Annotated in this window: 20 protein-coding genes; 9 read left to right on the forward strand and 11 right to left on the reverse strand. The window is 69.7% G+C overall.

What is annotated here, in order from left to right; translation table 11 throughout:
• Positions 1-57: 57 nt before the first annotated feature.
• Positions 58-504 carry an Lrp/AsnC family transcriptional regulator gene (locus BAY60_RS29260; protein WP_211330491.1) on the forward strand — a complete coding sequence of 149 codons (447 nt, stop codon included), beginning with the start codon at positions 58-60 and terminating at the stop codon, positions 502-504.
• Positions 505-581: 77 nt separating this feature from the next.
• On the opposite strand, the gene BAY60_RS29265 is transcribed toward BAY60_RS29260, so the two are convergent.
• Positions 582-1301 (reverse strand): GntR family transcriptional regulator, encoded by a 720-nt coding sequence (locus BAY60_RS29265; protein ID WP_112284558.1) that lies wholly within the window; start codon positions 1299-1301, stop codon positions 582-584.
• A 78-nt stretch (positions 1302-1379) separates the two neighbouring features.
• On the opposite strand from BAY60_RS29265, the gene BAY60_RS29270 reads away from it, so the two are divergent.
• The 6 genes from BAY60_RS29270 to BAY60_RS29295 are packed head-to-tail and all read left to right on the forward strand — an operon-like array spanning position 1380 to position 7431.
• Positions 1380-2783, forward strand: a complete 1404-nt coding sequence (locus BAY60_RS29270) for an Nramp family divalent metal transporter (RefSeq protein ID WP_112284559.1) — start codon at positions 1380-1382, stop codon at positions 2781-2783.
• Entirely contained in the window at positions 2780-3808 is a 1029-nt protein-coding gene (locus BAY60_RS29275; RefSeq protein WP_112284560.1) for an alcohol dehydrogenase catalytic domain-containing protein, read from the forward strand. Before BAY60_RS29270 ends, BAY60_RS29275 begins: the two co-directional genes overlap by 4 nt.
• Complete coding sequence (gene manD, locus BAY60_RS29280; RefSeq protein ID WP_112284561.1) at positions 3805-5013, forward strand: D-mannonate dehydratase ManD; 1209 nt, start codon at positions 3805-3807, stop codon at positions 5011-5013. Before BAY60_RS29275 ends, manD begins: the two co-directional genes overlap by 4 nt.
• Positions 5014-5018: 5 nt before the next feature.
• Positions 5019-5966, forward strand: a complete 948-nt coding sequence (locus BAY60_RS29285) for a PfkB family carbohydrate kinase (protein ID WP_112284562.1) — start codon at positions 5019-5021, stop codon at positions 5964-5966.
• Positions 5954-6826 carry a mannitol dehydrogenase family protein gene (locus tag BAY60_RS38645; RefSeq protein ID WP_112284563.1) on the forward strand — a complete coding sequence of 291 codons (873 nt, stop codon included), beginning with the start codon at positions 5954-5956 and terminating at the stop codon, positions 6824-6826. Before BAY60_RS29285 ends, BAY60_RS38645 begins: the two co-directional genes overlap by 13 nt.
• Positions 6799-7431, forward strand: coding sequence for a mannitol dehydrogenase family protein (locus tag BAY60_RS29295; protein ID WP_170160551.1), 633 nt, complete (start codon positions 6799-6801; stop codon positions 7429-7431). Before BAY60_RS38645 ends, BAY60_RS29295 begins: the two co-directional genes overlap by 28 nt.
• Here the strand turns inward: BAY60_RS29295 and BAY60_RS29300 are convergent.
• Complete coding sequence (locus tag BAY60_RS29300; RefSeq protein ID WP_112284564.1) at positions 7421-8581, reverse strand: serine hydrolase domain-containing protein; 1161 nt, start codon at positions 8579-8581, stop codon at positions 7421-7423. The genes BAY60_RS29295 and BAY60_RS29300 overlap by 11 nt on opposite strands.
• A complete protein-coding gene (locus tag BAY60_RS29305) occupies positions 8578-9909 on the reverse strand; it encodes a flavin-containing monooxygenase (RefSeq protein ID WP_112284565.1) in 1332 nt (443 codons plus the stop codon). Before BAY60_RS29305 ends, BAY60_RS29300 begins: the two co-directional genes overlap by 4 nt.
• A gap of 61 nt (positions 9910-9970) precedes the next feature.
• Here BAY60_RS29305 and BAY60_RS29310 point away from each other — a divergent pair, with 61 nt between their 5' ends.
• Both BAY60_RS29310 and BAY60_RS29315 read left to right on the forward strand, forming a co-directional pair.
• Complete coding sequence (locus BAY60_RS29310; RefSeq protein WP_245992855.1) at positions 9971-10705, forward strand: TetR/AcrR family transcriptional regulator; 735 nt, start codon at positions 9971-9973, stop codon at positions 10703-10705.
• A gap of 37 nt (positions 10706-10742) precedes the next feature.
• Positions 10743-11015, forward strand: a complete 273-nt coding sequence (locus BAY60_RS29315) for a GlsB/YeaQ/YmgE family stress response membrane protein (protein WP_112284567.1) — start codon at positions 10743-10745, stop codon at positions 11013-11015.
• A gap of 101 nt (positions 11016-11116) precedes the next feature.
• Here the strand turns inward: BAY60_RS29315 and BAY60_RS29320 are convergent, their stop codons facing one another.
• From BAY60_RS29320 to BAY60_RS29355, 8 genes are all read right to left on the reverse strand, one after another.
• A complete protein-coding gene (locus BAY60_RS29320) occupies positions 11117-11545 on the reverse strand; it encodes a RidA family protein (protein WP_112284568.1) in 429 nt (142 codons plus the stop codon).
• A complete protein-coding gene (locus BAY60_RS29325) occupies positions 11542-12723 on the reverse strand; it encodes a pyridoxal phosphate-dependent aminotransferase (protein WP_112284569.1) in 1182 nt (393 codons plus the stop codon). The genes BAY60_RS29320 and BAY60_RS29325 overlap by 4 nt, the downstream gene beginning before the upstream one ends.
• Positions 12724-12787: 64 nt before the next feature.
• Complete coding sequence (locus BAY60_RS29330) at positions 12788-13480, reverse strand: HAD family hydrolase (protein ID WP_112284570.1); 693 nt, start codon at positions 13478-13480, stop codon at positions 12788-12790.
• A 53-nt stretch (positions 13481-13533) separates the two neighbouring features.
• Entirely contained in the window at positions 13534-14865 is a 1332-nt protein-coding gene (locus BAY60_RS29335) for an MFS transporter (protein WP_112284571.1), read from the reverse strand.
• Positions 14866-14951: 86 nt separating this feature from the next.
• Entirely contained in the window at positions 14952-15587 is a 636-nt protein-coding gene (locus tag BAY60_RS29340; RefSeq protein WP_170160591.1) for a GntR family transcriptional regulator, read from the reverse strand.
• Positions 15588-15762: 175 nt separating this feature from the next.
• Entirely contained in the window at positions 15763-16962 is a 1200-nt protein-coding gene (locus tag BAY60_RS29345; protein WP_245992856.1) for a cytochrome P450, read from the reverse strand.
• Complete coding sequence (locus tag BAY60_RS29350) at positions 16959-18194, reverse strand: cytochrome P450 (protein ID WP_112284573.1); 1236 nt, start codon at positions 18192-18194, stop codon at positions 16959-16961. The genes BAY60_RS29345 and BAY60_RS29350 overlap by 4 nt, the downstream gene beginning before the upstream one ends.
• A 50-nt stretch (positions 18195-18244) precedes the next feature.
• Entirely contained in the window at positions 18245-19276 is a 1032-nt protein-coding gene (locus BAY60_RS29355; RefSeq protein WP_112284574.1) for an ABC transporter substrate-binding protein, read from the reverse strand.
• Between the last annotated feature and the right edge of the window lie 19 nt (positions 19277-19295).

Consider the following 19295-nt stretch of genomic DNA (forward strand, 5'->3'; position numbering starts at 1 on the left):
TATCGTCGGCTTCGTCGCGGATTCAAAGGCGATGAACCGCTTTCACCTCATGATCGGATGGACCTCGTGGACGAGATGGACTGGGCGTTGCTGGCGGAGTTGCAGGCCAACGCGCGGCTGTCGTTCAGCGAACTGTCGCGGCGGGTGCACCTCTCGCCGCCCGCGGTGGCCGAGCGAGTGCGCCGGATGGAGGAGGCCGGAGTCATCACCGGTTACCACGCGCAGGTGGACCTGGCCCGCGCGGGCCGTCCGGTGATCGCGTTCATCCGGATGTCCTGCTACGGCTCACACTGCGTGCTGCGCGACCCGGGCCTGCTCGAGTGGCCCGAGCTGCGGGAGCTCCACCGCATCACCGGCGACGCGTGCAGCGTGCTCAAGGTGGCGACCGAGTCGATGACCGCGTTCGAGCGCCTCATCGACCGCCTGGCCCCGTACGGCCAGCCGTCCAGCACGATGGTGCTGTCCACCCCGCTCGCCCACCGGCCGGTCACCGGCCCCGGCTGACCCGCCCGCCGCGAGCCGACGGCGCCCTCGGGCACCTACCAGGAACCCAAGGCGCCCTGGGGCTCGGCGACGGCGACCTAGGCGAGCCGGGCTCGCCGAGTCGGGCGGCTCGGTCCGGTGGCGAAGAACTGGGGAGAGCGGGCCTTGACGACGTCGATGTCGCTGAACACCTGCCGCAGGTGCGCGCGCAGGGCATCCTCGGCGCTGCAGGGATCCGGCCAGGCGAGTCGTTCGACGATGTCGACGTGCTGCTCCAGCATCCGGTCGAGCGTGTCGGCCACCGGGAGGCACGCGCGACGCGCGCGGTCGAGGTGGCCCTTGGCCGCGCTGACCGTCGTCCAGGCAGCCCCGTGCCCCGCCAGCTCCAGCATGCTGCGGTGCAGCTCCTCGTCGAGCTCGAAGAACTGGTCGACGTCGCCCGCCGTGACGGCGGCCCGCTGCCGGTCGAGCACGGCCCGCAGGCGCGCGAGCTGCGGCTGCCCGACGTTCGCGGCCAGCTCCCGAAGCGACGCGGTCTCCAGTGCCTCGCGGATGAACTGCGCGTCGGCGACCGCGGCCATGTCGATCCGCGAGACGAACGTGCCGACCTGCGGATAGATCTCGACCAGCCCCTCGTTGGCGAGCAGGATGAGTGCCTCACGCACCGGCGTGCGGCTGACGCCCAGCTCGGCGGCGATGTCGTTCTCTCCCAGGGAGACACCGGGTTCGAGGGTCAGATCCAGGATGCGGCGGCGCAGCTCGGCCACCACCACGTCGCGCGCGGTGGTGGTGCCGCGGGTTCCGGCTCGGACGCTCATACCGCACGATCCTATTGACTAGCGTGGTTGCATGTCACTACTAATATACTAGTAGCCTAACGGGCAAAGGAGGCCGTGGTGAGCACGAAGACAGCGGCGGCGAGCAAGGACCCCTACGTCCTGACCGCCGATGATGTGAAGGAACCACCCAAAGGCTGGCGGGCGTCGCTCCGCTTCCTCGGCCCAGGCCTGGTGCTCAGCGCCTCCATCGTGGGCTCCGGTGAGCTGATCGCCACCACCGCACTGGGCGCCGAGGCCGGGTTCGTGCTGCTGTGGCTGGTCGTGTTCAGCACGCTCGTCAAGGTGGCCGTGCAGGTGGAGCTGGCCCGGTGGGCGATCGTCACGGGACAGACCGCGCTCGAGGGCTACAACAAGGTGCCGCCCCGCATCGGCAGGCTCGGCTGGGTCAGTCTGTTGTGGATCGTCATGGCGGTCGTGAAGGTGCTGCAGGTCGGCGGCGTGGTCGGCGGTCTGGCCGCGGCGCTGAGCATCCTCTTCCCGATCGGCTCCGGACCGCTGGAGTTCACCTCACTGGCCATCTGGACCACGGTGGTGGTGATCGGCGCCATCGTGTCGCTGTACTCCAATCGCTACTCGCTCATCGAGTTGGGCGCGGTGGCACTGACCGTGCTGTTCGTCCTCATCACGTGCGCGATCGCGTTCGGCCTGCCCGCCACCGACATCGGCTACGGGCTCGGCGACCTCGGCGACGGGATGCGCTTCGCCCTTCCCGCGGGCGCGATCGGGGCCGCGATCGCGATGTTCGGGCTCACCGGCGTCACCTCGGACGAGATCACCTACTACACCTACTGGTGCATCGAGAAGGGCTACGCGCGCTGGGTCGGGCCCAACGACGGCAGCGACGAGTGGAAGCGCCGCGCGAAGGGCTGGATCAGGGTCATGTACCGCGACGCCGCGCTGTCCTGGGCCGTCTACACCATCGGCACGCTCGCGTTCTTCATCATGGGCGCCGCCGTGTTGAATCCGGCCGGACTCGTTCCCGAGGGCAACGAGATGATCACCACGCTGTCCCGCACCTACACCGACACCCTCGGCGAGTGGGCCAGCGTCGGCTACCTCGTGGGCGCGGTCGCCGTGCTGGGTTCCACGCTGTGGGCCGCGCTGCCCGGCTGGGCCAGGGTCGCCGCCAACGCCGTGTCGCTCTGCGGTGGCTTCGAATGGCGGGACGCGGAGCGGCGGCAACGCTGGATGAAGGTGTTCACGGTGCTCTTCCCCATCGCCTGGGGTGCGGCGTACCTGTACTTCACCTCACCGGTGTTCATGATCCAGACCGGTGGTTTCGTCGGCGGGCTGTTCCTGATCGCCGTCACCGTCGCCGCCTGGTACCTGCGCAGGAAGGAGGTCGATCCGGACCTGCGGGGCAGCTCGTGGTTCTCGGTGGCCCTGCTGGTCAGCAGTGTGCTCATCGCCGGTCTCGGCATCTACACGGCACTCGGCGCGTTCGGAGTGTCGGTCGAATGAGCACCACGATGCGCGCCGCCGTCCTGCACGCCGCGAAGGATCTGCGGATCGAGCCCCGGCCGGTGCCCCGGCCGGGGGCGGGCGAGGCACTCGTCGCCGTGGAGTCGGTGGGGCTGTGCGGGTCGGACCTGCACTACTACCTCGACGGCCGCAACGGCACCAACGAACTGCGCGCGCCCGCCGTGCTCGGGCACGAGATCGGCGGCACGGTCACCGCGCTGGGCGCCGGTGTTCCGGACGACCTGTCCGGTGCCCGGGTGGTGGTCGAGCCCGCCGTGCCGTGCCGGACGTGCCCCGCCTGCATCGGCGGGCGGTACAACCTCTGCCCGCACGGCAGGTGCCTCGGCTCCCCGCCGACCGACGGCGGGCTCGCGGAGTACGTCGCCGTGCCGGCCACCCAGCTGCATCGCGCACCCGACCCCCTGCCACCGCACGCCGTACCGCTGCTGGAACCGCTGGCCGTCGCCGTGCACGCACTGCGGCGTGCACACGTCGAAGCCGGTCAGTCCCTGCTCGTCACCGGGGCCGGGCCGGTGGGCCTGCTCGTCACCCAGGTGGCGCGGGCGTGGGGCGTGAGCGAGATTGTCGTGTCCGATATGGACGAGGATCGGCTCGCCGTCGCCCGCGAACTGGGAGCATCCCGCGCGGTGCACCCCGGTGACCTCGGCGGGGTGCGCGTGGCTCGCGGCATCGAGTGCTCCGGTGCGGCGGCCGCCCTGCCGGGGTTGCTGGCGGCCGTCGAGCCCGGAGGCAGGGCCGTGCTCGTCGGCACCCTGCGAGCGGGCGACGTCCCGGCACCGCTCGGTCTCGTCCAGCGCTACGAGGTGGACCTCGTCGGCACGTTCCGGTACGCGGCGAGCTTCCCGCCCGCCGTCGAACTGGTACGGCGCGGCGCCGTGAACCTCACCGCACTGGCGGGCACGAACTTTCCGCTCGAGGACGCCGACGAAGCCTTCCGGCACGCGGCGAGCGGCGCGGGACTGAAGACGACCATCGACTGCACCATTCAGGGGGAGCAAGCATGAGAATCGCCGAGGTGAAGGTGATCGTCACCTCGCCGGGACGCAACTTCGTCACGGTGAAGATCACCACCGAGGACGGCCTGACGGGCGTCGGCGACGCCACGCTCAACGGCCGTGAACTGGCCGTGGCCACATACCTCACCGAGCACGTGCGGCCGCTGCTCCTCGGGCGGGACGCCCGCCGGATCGAGGACACGTGGCAGTACCTGTACCGCGGCGCGTACTGGCGCAGGGGGCCGGTCACGATGACGGCGATCGCGGGCATCGACACGGCGCTGTGGGACATCAAGGCGAAGGCCGCGGGGGTGCCGCTGTACGAGCTGCTCGGCGGGCGCAGCCGCGACCGGATCCTCGTCTACGGCCACGCGCAGGGCGCCACCATCGACGAGACGGTCGCCGACGTGGGGCGGTTCCTGGACCGGGGCTACCGCGCCGTCCGCGCACAGACCGCCGTGCCGGGCACGCAGGGCACCTACGGCATCGGCAGCGACGGCGACCGCTACGAGCCCGCGTCGTCGGGACTGCCGGAGGAGACCCTGTGGTCCACAGCGGACTACCTGGCGCACGCGCCCACGCTGTTCGCCGCGGTACGGGACAAGTACGGCTTCGACTTCCACCTGCTGCACGACGTGCACCACCGCCTCACCCCGATCGAGGCCGCCGGGCTGGGCAAGGCCGTGGAGCCCTACCGCCTGTTCTGTCTGGAGGACCCCACGCCCGCCGAGGACCAGAGCGCGTTCCGGCTGGTCCGGCAGCACACGACCACGCCGATCGCGACGGGCGAGGTGTTCAACTCGATCTTCGACTGTCAGCAGCTCATCACCGAGCGGCTCATCGACTACATCCGCGCCACCGTCACGCACGCGGGCGGCATCACCCACCTGCGGCGCATCCTCGCGCTCGCCGAGCTGTACGGCGTGCGCTCCGGTTCGCACGGCGCCACCGACCTCTCCCCCGTATGCCTCGCGGCCGCACTCCACGTGGACACCGCGATCCCGAACTTCGGCATCCAGGAGTACATGCCGCACACCGCGGACACCGACCGGGTGTTCCCGCACGGCTACCGGTTCTCCGGCGGGTACCTGTACCCCGGCGAGGAGCCGGGTCTCGGCGTCGACATCGACGAGGACGCCGCCGCGGAGTACCCCTACGAACCCGCCTACCTGCCCGTCGCGCGGCTGCACGACGGCTCGATGCACGACTGGTGAGCGCGATGACCACGAACCACACGGACTACGACGTCATCGTCGTCGGCGAGGTGCTGCTGGAGGTCTCCACCGAGGCCGACTTCCGGCATGGCGCCGCCGCCGAGCTGGGCTACTCGGGCGACGCCCTCAACGCCGCGGCGGCCGCCGCCGCGGCCGGGGCGCGGGTCGGGCTGCTCACCAGGGTCGGCGACGACGACGTCGGCGAGGGCATCGTCGCGCGGGTCGCCGAACTCGGGGTCGACACGGCGCTCATCACCCGCACCGGAGCGCCCAACGGCTGCTACGTGATGCGAACCGATCCCAGCGGCTCGCGGGCGTTCACCTACCTCCGCCGCGGCAGCGCCGCGAGTGGCCTCGGACCGGACGACGTCCGGCGGGCGGACGTGGGCCGCTCCCGCTGCGTGCTGACCAGCGGCATCACCGCCGCCCTTTCGGACACCGCGAGGCAGGCCGTGCACTACGCCGCCGAGCACGCCGCGGCGTTCGTCTACGACCCGAACCACCGGCCAGCCCTGGCGGATGCGGCCACGGCCGCCGCGACCCTGCGCACCGTCAGCAGGCGGGCAGCGCTCGTGACGCCGTCGTATCCGGCGGAGACGTCGGCACTGCTCGGCGGCGCCGGCCCCGAGGCGGCGGCGCGCCTGCTCCGTTCATGGGGCGCCGCGGCCGTGGCCGTCACGTGCGGCGCCGACGGCGTCCTGCTCGACGACGGCGACACCGCCCACCGGCTTCCGGCCCTGCCCGCGCCCCGCGTGGTGGACCAGACCGGCGCGGGTGACGTGTTCGCGGGAACCGTCACCGCGCGGCTCGCCCTCGGCGATGCGCTCACGACAGCGGTCGGGCTGGGTCTCGCGGCCGCCGCGCTGTCGGTCGGCGGGCGCGGCGGCACGGGCGCGATCCCCGCCCTGGCGCGGACAAGTGCGCTGCTGGATGGGCTGGCATGCGCAGGCTGAGCCTTCGGACGCTGGGCCACCTGCCCCATTCGGTGCACAGTGGACTCGACCCGCGCGGTCTCGGCATCGGGATCGTGCACCTGGGCATCGGCGGGTTCCATCGCGCGCACCAGGCGGTGTTCACCGAGGACGCGATGCTGGCCACCGGGGAGACCGGCTGGGCGGTCAGCGCGGTGACCCAGCGTGGCCCGGCGGTCCGCGACCGGCTCGCGCCGCAGGACGGGCTGTACACCGTCGCCACGCGTGGACGCTCGGAGAGCGGGTACCGGGTCGTCACCACGGTGCGCGAGGTGCTGGACGGCCCCTCCGAGGCCGACGCCGTGCTCGACCGGCTCGCCGATCCGGCCGTGTCGGTCGTGACCCTCACGGTCACCGAGAAGGCCTACCGGCTCGACCCGGCTCAGCGTGGTCTCGACCTCACCGATCCGGATGTCCGCGACGACGCCGCCGGGGCACCGCCACGCACGGTCGTCGGCAGGCTGGTGCAAGGGCTGCACAGGCGGCAGGCACGCGACGCGGCACCGCTCACGGTCCTCTGCTGCGACAACCTCACCGACAACGGCGGCCTGCTGCGCCGGGCCGTGCTCGACTTCTGCACGCTGCTGCGCGGCGGCGACGCCACAGCCGCCTGGATCGACGAGCACGTCGCGTTTCCCTCCACCATGGTCGCCGGATCGTCCCGGCCACCACGGAGGCCGACCTCGCCGACATCGAGGCCGCGCTGGGCCTGCGCGACGACGCGGCGGTGGTGGCCGAGCCGTTCGGGCAGTGGATCGTCGAGGACGACTTCCGTTCGCCCCGGCCCCGGTGGGAGCGGGCAGGGGCGCTGCTGGTGCCCGACGCGCGGCCGTACGAGCTGACGAAGCTGCGCACGCTCAACGCGTGCCACTCGCTGCTGGCCTACGTCGGCGGGCTCGCCGGGCTGACCACCATCGCCGAGGCCGCCGCCGTACCGGAGCTGGGGGCCGCCGCGCGCCACCTGGCCCGGTGGGAGGTCCGGCCGACACTGCCGCCGGCTGAGGGCGTGGACCACGAGCAGTACACGGACACGGTGCTGGACCGGTTCGCCAACCCCGCACTGCGGCACACCACCCGGCAGGTGGCCTCGGACGGCTCGCTCAAGATCGGGCCCCGGCTGCTCGGCACCGTCGCCGACACACTCGGCTCGCCCACCGCCGGCAGCCCGGCGGTGGCGACACTGGCCATCGCCGCGTGGCTGCGGTGGGCGGTCGTGGGCAGGGCCGACGACGGGACACCGCTCGATCTGGCCGATCCGGCGACCCCGGCGATGCGGGCCGCGGCGGCGGGCCGCACCGGCGTCGCCGCCGTGCGGCCCGCGCTGGAGGCCGCCGGTGTGGCCCCGGCCCTGCTCGACGACAGCCGCTTCACCGGCCTCGTCGAGCAGTGGTACGCCGAGCTCGGCCGAGGCGACGCCTTGGCCACCGCGCGGCTGGTCAGCGGGTAGCGCCGTCCACTGTGTCCAGACAGGAGTAGACGGCCTCGACGTAGGCGCTGGCGTTGGGCGCGCCGATGAGCCCGGGTGCCATGCCGTTCATCACGTAGGCGAAGGTCAGGCGCCGGTCGAGGTCGTTGACCACGATCGAGCCGCCGAATCCGCTCCACCAGCAGATCCGGCCCTGCGGGATCGCCGGGACCGTGCGCGGGCTCGGCAGCGCGTAGCCGAGTCCGAAGCGCAGGTGGGCGCCCAGCACCCGGTCCACGCCGTCCGACTGCACGGCGAAGACGCGTTCGATGGCCGACGGCGACAGGTAGCGCGTGCCGTCGAGGGTCCCGCCGTGGGAGACGATCGACTGCACGCGGGCCACCGAGCGGGCGTTGCCCTGCCCGTTCAGCGCGCCCAGCTCGGCTGCCAGGAACGTCCGGGTTCTCGTGTCGGCGGGCCGGATGACGGGGTTGGTCAGCGTGCGCACGGCGGCCCCGGCCGGGTCGAGTGCGGAGTAGTCGATGCCGGACGTCGCCGGAGGGACCAGCGCGGCGACCCGGGAGTCGACGCTCGCGGGCGCGCCGAGCCAGAAGTCCGCACCGGCGGGGCCGGTGAACTCCTCGCGCAGCAGGGTGCCCAGCGAGCGGCCGGTGACCCGGCGCGCGATCTCGCCGACCAGGTGGCCGTGGGTGACGGCCTGGTAGCCGGAGCCGTCGCCGGGTGTCCACCACGGCTCCTGGGCGGCGAGCAGTGCCGCCGCGGCTTCGGTGTCGCAGACGTCGTCCAGGCTGACGGTTCGCTCCCACCCGCAGACTCCGGAGGTGTGGCCCAGGACGTGCCGCACCAGCACGTCGCCCTTGCCCGCCGCGCCGAACTCGGGCCAGTACCGCGCGACGGGCGCGTCCGGGTCGAGCACGCCCCGGTCGACGAGCGCGAGCGCGACGAGCGCGGTCATCGTCTTGGTCAGCGAGTAGGTGTTGACCAGGGTGTCGCTGGTCCAGGCGGCGCCGGTGGCCGGGTCGGCGACGCCGCCCCACAGATCCACCACCGGCTCGCCGTCCTCGATCACGCAGACGGAGGCGCCCACCTCGTCGCCGTCGCGCAGCCGCCGCTCCAGCAGGTCGCGCACAGGGGCGAACCGGGCGGCACACACACCGTGTGCGCCGCTCACCGGACGGGCGCCTTCGCCGCGGCGCGCTTGCGGCCCGCCTCGATCTCCCTGTGCAGGTCCCGGACGTAGCGGGCGAAGTCGACCTGAATGGTGTGCCGCGGCGCGTTGTAGTACTGGCCGAGGTGCTTGTCCTCGTCCCGGCGGATGGCCGCGTGCATCGCCTCCACACTGGGCAGTGCGTAGCGGCCGGTCAGGTGCTCGGCGATGAGCTTGCTCTGCTGTTCGGCGAGGTTGACGATGGTCGGCGACGCCTGGGCGAGGCCCGCGAAGTACAGGTTGTCCACCCCGGGCTTGAGCATCCGTTTGAACAACGGGAACCGGTGCCGCTCGTCCGGCAGCAGCTCCGGGTCGTCGAAGAACGGGAAGGAGATCCGGTAGCCGGTCGCGCACACGATCACGTCGGCCTCGATCCGGGTGCCGTCCACGCAGACGACGGCGTCGCCGTCGAGCCGGGCGATCTCGGGCACGCACGTGAGATCGCCGGAGCCCGCCTTGACGAGGAAGTCCGCGCTCACCGAGGGATGTGCCGACAGTGGCTCGTGGTCGGGCTTCGGCAACCCGTAGTCCTCCATGTTGCCGAGGGTCTTCTTGATGGCCCTGCGGGCCAGCGCGAGCCCGATCTTCTTCGGCATCCAGGGCGGCATCATCATCTTGTCGGCGGGCTGGCCGCCGCGGTACTTCGAGAGCACCCAGACGCCGCGGCGCGCGGAGACCCAGACGTGCTCGGCGAGCGAGCGGTGCGACAACTCGGAGGCGATGTCGAGCCCGGAGTTGCCCATGCCCACGACGACGACGCGCTTGCCGCGCATGTCGACGGGGTCGAACGGGCTGCGGTAGGAGTGGCTGTGCAGCATCGTGCCGTCGAACGTGCCGGGATACTCGGGCCAGCGCGGGTTCCAGTGGTGTCCGTTGGCGACCACGAGCGCGTCGTAGGTGCGGCGCGCGCCACCCGAGAGGGTGACCCGCCACGTGCCGTCGGCCTCGCGCGCGGCGTGTTCGACGGCGGTGTTGAAGGTGATCGAGCCCCGCAGTCCGAAGTGGTCCACGTAGTCGCGGAAGTAGCGGTGGATCAGCGAGTGGTGGGGAAAGTGCGGCCAGTCCTCCCCCGCCGGGTAGTCCTCGAACTGCAGCCGGGTGGTCGACGTGTCGATGTGCAGTGACTCGTAGCAGGCCGAGCGCCCGTTCGAGTTGCCGAAGTACCAGTTGCCGCCGACGTCGTCGGATTCCTCGAAACAGTCGTAGGGAATGCCGTGGTCCTTCAGCCGCTTCGCCGTGGTGAAGCCGGAGCAGCCGGCGCCGATGATGCAGACGGACGGAAGTGAACTCACGAACGCCTCCTCGCATGCCGTGACGTGGGTCACTGTCGCATATTCACCGACACACTGTCTAGTGAGTGAGTCGTACGTCGACGAGTGGGGCGGAGAGGTACGATCCGGGACGCGGACGGCCGAGCCCGAGCGGAGGTACGGGGTGAACGAGCGCGCGGGCAGCACGGGGACCACCCGGCGGCCCACCCTGCGGGACCACCAGAAGCAGCAGACCCGCCGCAGCCTGCTCGAATGCGCCAAGACCCTGTTCGTCGAGCGCGGCTACGCGGCGGTCACGATCGACGACATCGTCTCGGCGGTCGGCTGCGGCCGCGCCACCTTCTACCTGCACTTCTCCGGCAAGCCGGACATCCTGCAGCGGATCGGCGCGGAGACGATGGAACAGCGCGCCGTGACGGTGTACGCGGACCTCGACGCGGTGCTGGAGTCGGGTTCCCGCGCCGAGTTCGCCCGCTGGATGCGGCGCGCCGTGGCGTGGTTCGAGGACAACCAGGCGATCCTGCCCGCGTGGGACGAGGCGGTGGCGCTCGAACCGGAGTTCAGGCAGATCGCCAAGCGGGCGGTGTCGGAACTGCCCGCGGCGATGCCCCGTTACCTGGCGCGCTGGGGCCCCGATCGCCAGGACGAGGCGCGCCTGCGGATCGAGCTGCTGGTCAGCCAGCTGGAGCGGTTCTTCACCCGCTGGGCTGTGCAGGGCACCATCGACTCGTCAGCCGACGACGCGGCCGAGGTGCTCAGCGACATCTGGTTCCCGGCCCTGCTGCCGCCTGAGCACCGACCGGCACCGGAGCGTTGACCGGGGTTTTCGCACCTCGACGTCTAGGGTGGTGCCCATGGGTTTCCTGGGCTGGATCATGCTGGGCCTGCTCGCGGGCGCCATCGCGAAGATGCTCATGCCCGGCCGTGATCCGGGCGGCTGCATCCTGACGATCCTGCTGGGCGTGGGCGGCGCGCTGCTCGGCGGCTGGATCGGCAGGACACTGTTCGATGTGGACCTCGGCCGCTTCTTCGAAGCCCGCACCTGGGGCCTTGCCATCCTCGGCTCCATGATCATCCTGGCGATCTATCGGGTGGTCATCGGGTCACCGGGCCGACGGGACCGCTGAGCGCGACGCCGCCGTCACGGCGCGCTGGGCACCCTTGCGAGGACCGAGCCGGCTGTCGTCGCGTCGCACCGGGGGCGGCTCCGGGTGCTGTTGAGACCGCCTCACCGGTATCGCCGGGCGATGGCAGTGACTTCGACCTCGGCCGGCTGCCCACCCGGCAGGTTGGCCACGCCGATGGCTGTGCGCGGGCCAAGCGCGGCTGCGCCCCAGCGTTGCCGCAGATAGGCCGAGGCGGCGTCGGCCATTGCTGAGTGTTCGGTGAAGCCGGGAGCACAAACCAGGTAGACCGTCAGGCGCAGACACTGGGAGACGGTCTCTCCCGGCCTGAGGAGGCCGGCGACGGCATCGGCGGCGTTCTCGGCGGCGACCCGCACCGCGCGCAGGCCGTCTTCCTTGGTCAGCTCCGCGCCGATGGTGCCGACTAGCTGAGCGACTCCCCGCACACGGGAAGTCATGCCCGCCGTGGTGATCAGCTGGCCGTGTCGTGCGCCGGGGACGTACTCGCCTTGAGGTGGTGGAGCGAGGGTCACCGCGTGCGCTCCTCGATGCGTTGAACGATGCTCTCGACCGCAGCGACGGCACGATGACGGTCTTGGGAGAAGTTCAGCCGAATACTTGCTGCGTGATGGGGACTGAATTCGGCCCCCGGTGTGACAACGATGCTGTCTTCGAGGCGGAGTGACTCGCAGAACGCCCCGGCAGGAATGCCCATTTCCGGCAACTTCGGAAACAGGTAGCTGCCTCCCTCCGTCGGTCGAACGGCAACGCCGTCGACGGACCGGAAGAGCGAAACGAGATCGTTCCTGAGGTCCTGGTGCTCCTCGACACGTTGCTCGAGCCAGCCCTCCGGCTCGTTGAACCAGGTCGTCAGGACAGCCTGGTTGTAGCCGGCGGTTCGCAGCGAGTGGATCGCCAGGATCTGCTCCATCCTGTCGAGGATCGGTGCCGGTCCCATCGCGACGCCGGTGCGGAATCCGCTGAGCGACTCCGTCTTCGATGGACCCATGAGCGTCAGGCAGTTCGCCGGATCGATGCCGCTTGCGCGCAGATGCGTGAAGGACTGTCCTGGGTAGATGAGCCGCGAGTAGAGCTGGTCGACAACGACGAACATCCCATGCATTTGCGCGATGGAGACGATCGCTCGAATCTGGTCCTGGGTGTAGACCACGCCAGTGGGGTTGTTCGGGTTCGAGAACACGAGCAGTTTGGTGCCCGATCGGGCAGCGTCCTCGATCCGTTCCACGTCCACGGTGGCCGGCGCAGACACATCCTCGTAATCGAGCGCCACCGGCACGATCCGTCCCCCAAGGAAGGCAATGATCTTGCGGTTGGCGAAGTAGTCCGGTTCAACGATCGCGACCTTGTCGCCCGGCTCGACGATCGCGGAGAGCGCGAGGAACAGTCCACCCTGCGTGCCCGGCGTGATCATGAGACCGTTCGCCGGGTCGACCGGAGCACCGGTGAATCCGGCGAGCTTGTCGGCGACCTCGTTCAGCAGGTCGCCGTGTCCTCGATACGGGGAATAAGCTCGCCCGGAACCGGCGAGGTACGCCTCGTTGACGGCTTCGATGGCCCCTGAAGCGGGCGGAAAGGCATCAACGTCGCCATGTGAGAAATCCATCACCCTCTCGCCTGTTTTCTGGACTGGGGCCTGCTGGCCGGGCGCATTGTCGATCCCTAGCGCAGCGAACCGATCATTGACTGTCACGTGGGAGTCCTTGGTTCTCGTTGTGAATGCTCGTCCGGTGTGGTCAAACCCTGCTCTGACTGGCTCAGCCAGCTACGCCGAGCAGTTGCGGAACGCCGCGCAGATCGGGCACCACCGCATGAGGCTCGGGCACTCCCGGATTCAAGGTCTGCGCGTTCCGGTTGACCCAGATGGTCCGCATGCCCATCGGGACGCTGCGAGGCAGGTCGACGTATTGGGACTGGGCGATGTGCACGGTGTTGCGTGCCGCGACACCAGCTCGCGCCAGGATGAGCTCGAACAACGCGGGAGCCGGCTTGTAGGCATGCGTGGTCTCGGCCGTGATGACCAACTCGAAGACGTTGTCCATGCGCTTCACGGCGTGACTGATGATGTCGTCCTGACTGTTGCTGATGGTGCCGAGCCGGAAATGTGGCGCGACCCTGTGGAGAAATTCCAGCGTGTCCGGAAATGGATCGGCCTCGGCCATGGCATCCCCGAAATCGTCCCCATCGTCCGGAGCCACCTCTGCGGAGTGCGAGCGCAACGCGTCCTGCAGGCTGTCCTTCAAGAGCTGCCGATAGAGCTTGAAGGGCCCGGCGAGCATCGGAAGAGCGTGCTGGTAATACCAGGTCTCGTAGAAATCGGCGGGCGAGACCGGAATCTCCTTGGCCGCGACGAGGTCGGCCACATAGTTTCGCAGCGCGGTGTCCCAGTCGATCAGTGTGCCGTAGGTGTCGAAGGTCAACAGCTCAGGCGTGGGGTCGGTGAATGTCATCGATCTACTCTCCCTCGAGAAGTTGAATGAGCGGGTGCGATCAGACGCCGCGGTCACGCCAAGTCGCCTGAATTGGCCTTGGGCTTGCCGGCGGTCTTTTCCTCAGCCGCGGTGAAAGACAGGCTCCTGCGGGACGTTTCGGGTAGCAGAACAACCGAGACGAGGCTGATGGCCGCCAGTCCGGCCAGCCACGCCGGAGCCGGCCAGGACTGGCCGACCTCAGCAACCATCGCTGTCACGATCAGTGGGGTGGTACCGCCGACGAGCGCGGCCGATACCTGCTGGCCAATTGAAGCACCGGTGTAGCGCACCTCGGGCCGGAAGATTTCCGCGGTAAGGGAGCCCATGAGTCCGTAAAGGGAACCATTGGCCAACCCGCCGATGCCGAGCGCCATCCAGATGAGCAGCTCCTCACGGGTGGCGACGAGCGCGAACAAGGGGAACGCGTAGGCGATGGTGAATGCCGCCACCGTGATGAACACCGGCCGACGTCCCAGGCGATCGGACACGGTGGAGGCGAGGAAGGTCCCGATGATCGCACACGAGGCGAACACCATGCCGCTGATCGTCATGGTGGTCTTGGCGACCCCGAGATCGTTCGTCCCGTGCGCCACCATGTACGTGGCGTAGACGTAGTAACCGCCGCTGGTCACAGCAAAGGAACCGATGCTGAGCAAGACAGTCTTCGGCTGTGTCCTCAACAGCGTGGCAAGCGGCATCGAGGGCGTGACATTCGCCTTCTTCTGCTCCTCGAAGACCGGTGTCTCGGGGATGGTCGCCCGAATGACCAGGCCGACGACCACGAGCGCGGCGCTGAGCAGGAACGGGATGCGCCATCCCCAGGTACCGAACTGGTCTCCCGTCAGAGTAGTGGTCAGGGTGAAAACGGAGGTGGCCAGCAACAGGCCGGCCGGCGAACCAACCTGAGGCAGACTGCCGTAGAAGCCGCGCTTGCCGTCAGGCGCATGCTCCACGCTGAGCAGGACAGCGCCACCCCACTCTCCGCCGAGACCGACGCCTCCCAACAGGCGCATGACGATCAGCAGGATCGGCGCGACGACTCCGATGGATGCATACGAGGGAATGAGGCCGACAGCGAAGGTCGTGATCCCCATGAGCAGAAGCGTCGTCAGCAGGACATTGCGGCGGCCGATCCGATCGCCGAAATGCCCGAAGATCAGCCCACCGACAGGACGTGCGACAAAACCCAGCGCGAAGACGCCGAAGGAGGCCAGCGTACCCGCGACCGAGCTCGCCTCGGGGAAGAAGACGTCATTGAAGACGACTGCCGCGCTGAGGCCGTAGATCTGGAAGTCGTACCACTCGATCGTGGTGCCGATGAGGCTGGCTAGGCCCGCTCGCCTTTGATGCGGGTTACTGTTCATTGTTAACAACCTAATCTGTGCAGAGGATTCAGGTCGAGCTCGAAGAAGCCGCGGTGGAGACGGTCAGCGCACCACAGGGCCGCAGGTCATCGGTCGTACCGCTCGAGAAGTCGCTCGTAGGAACCCTTGATGTGCTCGGTCACGGCCGAGACAAGGCTTTCCTCGTCGCGCTCCCGCAGTAGCCGCGCCAGGTGGTCATGCTCGTCGACAATGACCTCCTTGGTCGTCACGGCCACCGTGTTGCGGGAGTAGAGGAGCAGGGAGACCTGCGAACGAATGGCGCGCCATGAGGCGTGGAGCCGTCGATGATGGGCAGCTTGATAGAACGCATCGTGAAACTGGAGATCCGCATCGGCGATCGCCCTTCGGTCACCGCTGGCCAGTGCATCACGGATCACCGTCATGGCAGCGGACAAGGCTTCATGATCCGCCGCCTTGGACCGGTGTACGGCTCGCCGTGCAGCGAGGGTTTCCAGGGCGAGCCGAAGGGTGTAAATCTCCTCGACGTCCTCCCTGGACATCAGCGGCACGCTCGCCCCCTTATGGGGTTCGATCGTGACGATTCCTTCGTGAGCGAGCTGGGCGAGGGCCACACGTACCGGCCCCCTGCTGACCTCGAGCTGATCGGCCAGCGCCACCTCACTCAGCCGCTCACCCGGCGCGAACTGCCCACCGAGGATGGCGTCGCGTAGCACCGCCAGGACATCGTCCTGAAGCCGCATGCGACTCGCGGTCCGCATAGGTCGACCACCCGCCCTTCGTTGTTAACAATGAACTGTAGCCAGGCTCCAGTTCGCCGTCAACAACGACGCCGGTTGGTCGTTGCGCCTCGGGGCGGCGGCTCATCACCGCGCTCGCCCGCGCGGCGGCGATCGATTCCTCGATCGCGTCGGATGCTCAGGGCCGGGCAGGCACCAGCCGCACCGGGACCGAGACCGCTCCCACCTCCGGCATCCGTGCTCCCTCGATCTCGCCGTCCACCTCGACGTGCCGGGTCCGCGCCAGCAGCGTGCGCAGCGACACCAGCAGGCCCAGCCTGGCCAGCGGCATGCCCGCGCAGCGGTGCCTGCCCCGGCCGAAGGCGAGGTGTTCCCTGATGTTCTCGCGCCCCATCCGGAACGTGTCCGGGTCGGCGAACACGCTCTCGTCCCGGTTGGCCGAGGCATAGGGCAGCGTGACCGGCTCCCCGGGCCGGATCGTTCTGCCGTGCAGGGTCACCTCGTGCGCCACCGTCCTCGCGAACCCCCGGTACGGGGTGTACAGCCGGAGGAACTCCTCGAGCGCATCCGGCAGCAGCTCCGGCCGTTGCCGCAGCCGATCCTGCAGCGCGGGATCCCCGGAGAGATGCACGCAGATCGAGCCGAGCACGATCGGCGGCGCGACCATGCCCACCACGAGCGACTGGCGCAGCGCGCCCACGATCTGCTCGCGGTCGAGCGGCTCGCCGTCGTGCCGCTCGGCGAGCAGTGAGCTCGCCGGGTCCTCCGACACCGGCAACGGTTCGCTTTCCCGCGCGGCCACGAGCTCGCGGGCGATCTGGTACATCCGCTCGCTGTGCCGGTTGACCGCCGCGTGGTCCTCGGTCCGCCAGGCGTTGACCCAGCGGGCCGCGTTCTCGGCGAGCACAGGCGCCGTCTCGGGGGACAGATTGAGCCACTCCACGGTGACCCAGGCGGGGAAGCGCGCGCCGTACTCCTGAGCGATGTCCCCGCCGCCGCGGTCGAGCATGGGGGCGAGCTCGCGCTCGGCGTGCCTGGCCAGCGCGGGCTCCAGTCCCGCGACCCGCCGCCGCTGCAGGGTCCGGTCCAATGCCCTGCGGTACGGGGTGTGCGCGGGCGCGTCCAGGTTCAGCGGTGGCCTGCGCAGACCGCGGGGATCGCTGGGCACGACGGCACGCACGGAGGAGATGAACGTCCGCGGGTCGCTCGCGGCGGCCCGGATGTCGGCGTACCGGCTGAGCGCCCAGTGCCCTCCGTAGCTGTCACTCCAGGCGACGGGACACTCTCGTCGCAGCCGCGCGTACATCGCGTACACCTCGGCGGGCGCGGGATTCCCGGTGGGATCGAAGTCGTCGGCGCCCTGCTCCGCCGCGGTCACCGGCGCCCCTCGACGCGGGCAGGCACGAACCGCATCGGCACCGAGTTGGTTCCCCACTCCGCCCACTTGGCCATCTCGATCGGGCCGCTGACCTCGAAGTCGGCCGTGCGTGCGAGGGCCTCCTCGAGCGTGACCACCATCATCATCCTGGCCAGGGGCGCGCCGGGACAGCTGTGCACGCCGCCGCCGAAGGCGATGTGCTCGCCGATGTTGGGCCGGTCGAGGACGAACGTCTCGCCGTCGGGGAAGACCTCCGAATCCCGGTTGGCCGAGGTGTACACGAGCGCGATCGGCTCACCCGCCTTGATGAGCCTGTCGCCGAAGACCACGTCCTCGCGCGCGGTGCGGGCCATCCCCCGGTAGGGACCGTAGAGCCGGAGGAACTCCTCGACCGCGGCGGGAATCCGGCCGGGGTCCGACCGCAGGGTCGCCGCGAGCTCACGGTCCTGGCTGAGGTGCACGAACATGTTGCCGATGAACACGCTCGGCGCGACCATGCCCGTGACGAGCAGCTGGCGCACGCAGCCGAGCACCATCTCGGGTGGCAGCGGCTCGCCGTCGTGGGTGGCCTGCAGCAGGGCGGTCGTGAGGTCGCTGTCGGGGTCCATCCGCTGGGTCTTGCGCTCGTCGATGACCTGCTGCGCGATCTCGTACAGGCGACCGGAGAGGCGCTTGACGGTCTCGTCGTCCACCGCGGTGATCGCGGCGACGTAGGCGGCACTGATCTCCTTGATCAGCGCCGACAGCTCCCGCGGCAGGTTGAAGAACTCGGCGAACACCATCGCGGGGAACTTGTGCGCATAGTCGACGGTGATGTCGCCCGCTCCGGCCTCGATCAGCGGACTGAGCTGCTCGACGGCCAGCTGCCGGACCGTGGGGTGCAGCGCGCGCATCTTCGTCGGGGTGAAGAACCGGTTGATCACCCTCCGGTATGCGGTGTGCTCGGGCGGGTCGAGATGCAGCGGAGGTCGCCTGCCCGTGAACGCGAACTTGGGCACCGTGTTGCGGACGGACGTCGTGAACATCGCGGGTTCCCGGAGCACCCTGTGGACGTCGGCGTAACGGAACAGCGCCCAGAAACCGCCGTCGTAGGCGTTGCTGTGCGCCACGGGGCACCGCTCGCGCAGTTCCGCGTAGAGCGCATGCGCGCTGGTGAACGTCTCGGGGGCCTTCGGATCGAAGTCGTCCCCCAGCTCGCGGTCGGCACTCTGGTGGGCTTCCGGCGGCGTCATTGGCTCACTCCTCGATGGAAAGGCGGGCTCTTGTAGCGAACGGTCCTCGCTCACGGCGAACCGAGCAGCTGCTTGATCTGCTTCTCCTGCTGGGCCGAGACCGGCTGGGGACGTTCGAATCCGTCCGGCAGCCCGGTGCCGTACGGCGAGCCCGCTCCGGACACTTCGGCCAGCAACGTGCTGCCCTCCTTGGAGAGGACGAAGTGGGCGAACAGCTTGGCGGCGTTGGGATGCTCGGAACCCGCGGTCAGTCCCAGCGCGATCTCCGGACCGGTGGTGGGGCCGGGAACGACCGTCTTGACCGGCGCGCCGGATTCGGTCAGGTTGCGCACGATCGCCTCGACACCGGGATGGCCCAGTGCGTCCTCGCCCGCCGCGACCGCCTGCGTTCCCGGCACGGCGCTGTTGTGCCAGGTCGGCTCGTTCGCGGCCACTCCGCGCAGGAAGTCGTCGCCGTAGGTGTCGCGCATGAGCTGCCAGAACGACAGGTTGGCAGGCGACGTCGCCGGGTCGGCGACGGCGAGTTGACCCCGGTACTTCGGGTCCGCGTAGTCCTGCCAGGACTCCGGCGGCGCGCTCACCTTGTCGGTGTTGTACACGGCACTGGTGGGAACGAGGCTGACCACGGGGACGTCTCCGTCGGAGAGCAGGTAGTCGGCGGGGTAGTCACCGGGGTAGTCCGGGATTCCCGCCGAGGACACCGGCGTCAGCCACTTCTTCTGCAGTGCGTCGGCGTAGAACGGGGAGTGCGTCATCAGGATCAGGTCACTGGCGGGCGCACCCGACGAGGCCTCGGAGGAGAACCGCTGGGCCAGGTCCGCGGACACCAGCCGCACCGGTTGCACCTCGACCCCGTACAGCTCGGTGAACCTGTCCGCGACGGATCGCAGCACCTTCTCGTCCGGGACCCCGTACAACACGACGGTGCCTTCTTCCTGTGCCGCGGTGACGAGCGCCTTGAGCTCGGGGTCGGTCACGTCGGCCGTTGCGGAGTCCGCCGGCGAACCGCCGCACGCGGCGAGGCCGAGCGCGATCGAGGCGGCGGCACCGAGTGCGGTGACCGTTCTGGCGATGGACTTCATGCGGTTTCCTCCACATCGT

It is taken from the genome of Prauserella muralis, assembly GCF_003202285.1.
Classification (GTDB): domain Bacteria; phylum Actinomycetota; class Actinomycetes; order Mycobacteriales; family Pseudonocardiaceae; genus Prauserella_B; species Prauserella_B muralis.